This is a genomic window from Vibrio sp. Vb0667, from assembly GCF_033391095.1.
In genome coordinates this window covers 1-2,815 of the sequence record NZ_JAWPOL010000068.1, presented here as the reverse complement: position 1 = coordinate 2,815, position 2,815 = coordinate 1, and the positions used below count along the sequence as shown (strand labels likewise).

Annotated in this window: 4 protein-coding genes; all 4 read right to left on the bottom strand. The window is 40.6% G+C overall.

The window, feature by feature from the left end:
- Positions 1-207: 207 nt before the first annotated feature.
- Positions 208-597, bottom strand: coding sequence for a DUF4345 domain-containing protein (locus R8269_RS23315; RefSeq protein ID WP_054575548.1), 390 nt, complete (start codon positions 595-597; stop codon positions 208-210).
- 148 nt (positions 598-745) lie between these two features.
- Positions 746-1,348, bottom strand: a complete 603-nt coding sequence (locus tag R8269_RS23310) for a DUF6988 family protein (RefSeq protein ID WP_157621963.1) — start codon at positions 1,346-1,348, stop codon at positions 746-748.
- A gap of 147 nt (positions 1,349-1,495) precedes the next feature.
- Positions 1,496-1,948 carry a hypothetical protein gene (locus R8269_RS23305; RefSeq protein ID WP_077281766.1) on the bottom strand — a complete coding sequence of 151 codons (453 nt, stop codon included), beginning with the start codon at positions 1,946-1,948 and terminating at the stop codon, positions 1,496-1,498.
- A 237-nt stretch (positions 1,949-2,185) separates the two neighbouring features.
- A complete protein-coding gene (locus R8269_RS23300; protein ID WP_225492310.1) occupies positions 2,186-2,713 on the bottom strand; it encodes a DUF2846 domain-containing protein in 528 nt (175 codons plus the stop codon).
- Positions 2,714-2,815 lie beyond the last annotated feature (102 nt).

Genomic DNA, 2,815 nt, shown 5'->3' with positions numbered 1-2,815 from the left:
TCTAGGCATTCTTTCGCATAACTCGCTAATATTGGGGCCAAATCAGGGTTGGCCTCTATCACTTCCATGTCAATTTTCCTCATAAGCACATAACGCCCTGTTAAGGGGTGAGCAACGCAATACCAAAGCCGCCGCATACCACCTTAAACACTAAAACCAACGCATAGTGAAAATGCCAAGCGTTGCGAATCCCTCTTGAACAGTTTGTTAGGCATTGGCTACCGGTGCCTCTGACTTTCTCAGGTATAGAGCTAATAACCCAAAAACTAACTCTGCAACTAAATAAACATACATTAGTGTATTAGGTTGACCGTCAAACAAGATACCAATTAGACGACCAAACGCCATAGATAACAATGTAATAGCTACAATGATTAAAGCCAAAGTGACATCTTGCTTAATCTTGAGGACGAGTATCAAAGCAAGACCGATTGCAAACTGGGCACCACCATACGTAGCCCTAAAATCAATAGTTGCAGAAGTAGAATTGGGGCTTGAGCCTGTAATTAAGTTTGCCATGTCTACAGGGAACACAGCAAAGATAGCTCCGTAGAGCGAAAAGAATAGCGCAGTTAAGTAAACTAATAATTTCGACATACCCACTCCCTTAGGTTCGAAAAGATGCCTAACGCCGCATTAAGGTGTGAACAACGCGACCACTGAACCTAACCTTACCGCCGTAAACACTGAACTCAACGATGGAATGAAAAATGCCAAGCGTTGAGAATCACTCTTAAATGCTTTGTTATAGCGCAAGCAACCGCTCCGCCGCTTTACTAATTTTGTTCGCCTGCATGCTTTCACCACCGACATTTTCTTGGATGATTTCACTGTATGCTAGCGAAGAAACAAGGACACTAAACTTTAAAATAGATTCGAGTTCTTCGTCGTCACGAATGTTGGTCAAGGTATCTCCAGAATACTGCCTTGCTACACTCTGGATACCACCATGCGTAAAATCATGCATATTTGGAGTCAACGCATCAAAAGTAGCTTGAAGGAAATTGATTTCTTTAAACTCGGGAACAGCAGCATCCACCTCACTAATAAGTACTTCGATACGTTTTGGAAAGTGCATTTTAGAAAGATCATCATCCATAGATAGTTCACCAAGATGGTACTTTACCCACATAGCTCGCAAGTAACTTTCCAAAGCAGGTCGAACCAACGCATACATCGAAACTGTCATAAACTGATTTTTCAAAAAATTTATTGAAATACAGTGTTCTATGGATGCCGAAAACAATGGATAGTAAATTCTGTTCTTGCTGTCTAAACGAAATTCTAGTTTGTTCATGTCTTCATGGATCAGCTTAAAGTAATCCATATATTGTTCATAGTTTGCCAAATTTATCTCCTGTGCTATAACGCCCTGTTAAGGTGTGAGCAACGCAATACCGAAGCGCCCGCATACCACCTTAAACACCGAACGCAACGCATAGTAAAAATGCCATGCGTTGCGAATCACTCTTAAACAGTTTGTTGTGTGGACACTTTAGAGAAACTTGGATTCAAAGATTTCTTCCCAAGGCAAATTTGGCATGGAACTACCTTTGACCTCCTTGTAGTCTATCTTAACTTTTGAGCTATCAATGAACACTTTGTTGTTCTGTTCTAAAACCTCAGCCCTTTCATTGATTTCTTTCATTAAATGAAACCTTGCGCTCCTAGCTTCTTCGACTGCACACTTCAGTGTTTTGAGCCTAGAATCTGTTTTAAGTAATGACTCACACATTGCTCTCAACTCTCGCGAGTCATATCCCTTGAACGTTTTAGTGCTACTTAACACAGCATGTTTTATGAAATCATTGCGAAATACCTTTGGTTTCAATAATTCAAGAAACTCACTTATGGTCTTTTTCTGCTTAAGTCTCAACTGTTCTTCACCTTCTGGTATTAGATCATCAAGCTTATTCAGTTGTTCCTGCAATTCAATCAATCTACGCATAATGCCTACCGATACTAAATTATCGGAGCGTAGCACAACCCCAAATAACAAGTGTTAGCTACATGCTAACTTCATGATATATATTGAAAGGACACATAACGCCCTGCTAAGGGGTGAGCAACGCAATACTGAAGCCGCTGCATACCACCTTAATCACTAAAATCAACGCATGCTAAAAATGCCACGCGTTGCGAATCCCTCTTGAGCAGATTGTTAGCAATCACGTTGGCGCTGCAATTATTTACTTTCCAAGTCATTAGACACATAGCTCAGTTTTTTCATAAGCCTTCGAGCATCTTCTTGCGATATTTCAGCGAGTTTGAAAACTTGTTGTTCACGACTTGGAGCAGTAATAACCGTTGCATTACCATCAATGAAAACCATATCTGTCGTTAGTTTGTTGGAAGCATGCGCTAGCTCCCACCCTTGGTATAGATAGACCGTTTGACCTTGCTTGAGAGTGAACTGTTTGTCCCAGAAGAGCCTTGAAGGGATTAAAGGATCATAAAATTCAAGATTTTTTTCACCAGGCTCTGCGTAAAACCAAGTATAAGATCCGTTCAGCAACTTCCCTGTTGGCTCTCCATTTACTCGATAGGTTTGGACATTTTCCAACAGCCCTTTGTTGTTGCCTTGCAAAATATAAACGATTGACTTTCCGTTATTAAAATTAGGCTCAACTTTATTTGCTTCCACTCTATCAGGTGCTGATGCACATCCCCAGAGAGAAACTAGCAACACTGCCATTCCTATTACATTTTTCATAATACTCCTTTTTGTTATTAGTGAATGCTAACGCGCAGTTAAGGTGTGAGAGACGCACATGCACCCTAACCTAAAATAAACTCTGATAAATCCGTGCCTATT

Bases quoted from the DNA above. Each gene is read 5' to 3' on its own strand.
- R8269_RS23315 (WP_054575548.1), bottom strand. From the start codon at position 597: ATGTCGAAATTATTAGTTTACTTAACTGCGCTATTCTTTTCGCTCTAC.
- R8269_RS23305 (WP_077281766.1), bottom strand. From the start codon at position 1,948: ATGCGTAGATTGATTGAATTGCAGGAACAACTGAATAAGCTTGATGAT.
- R8269_RS23300 (WP_225492310.1), bottom strand. From the start codon at position 2,713: ATGAAAAATGTAATAGGAATGGCAGTGTTGCTAGTTTCTCTCTGGGGA.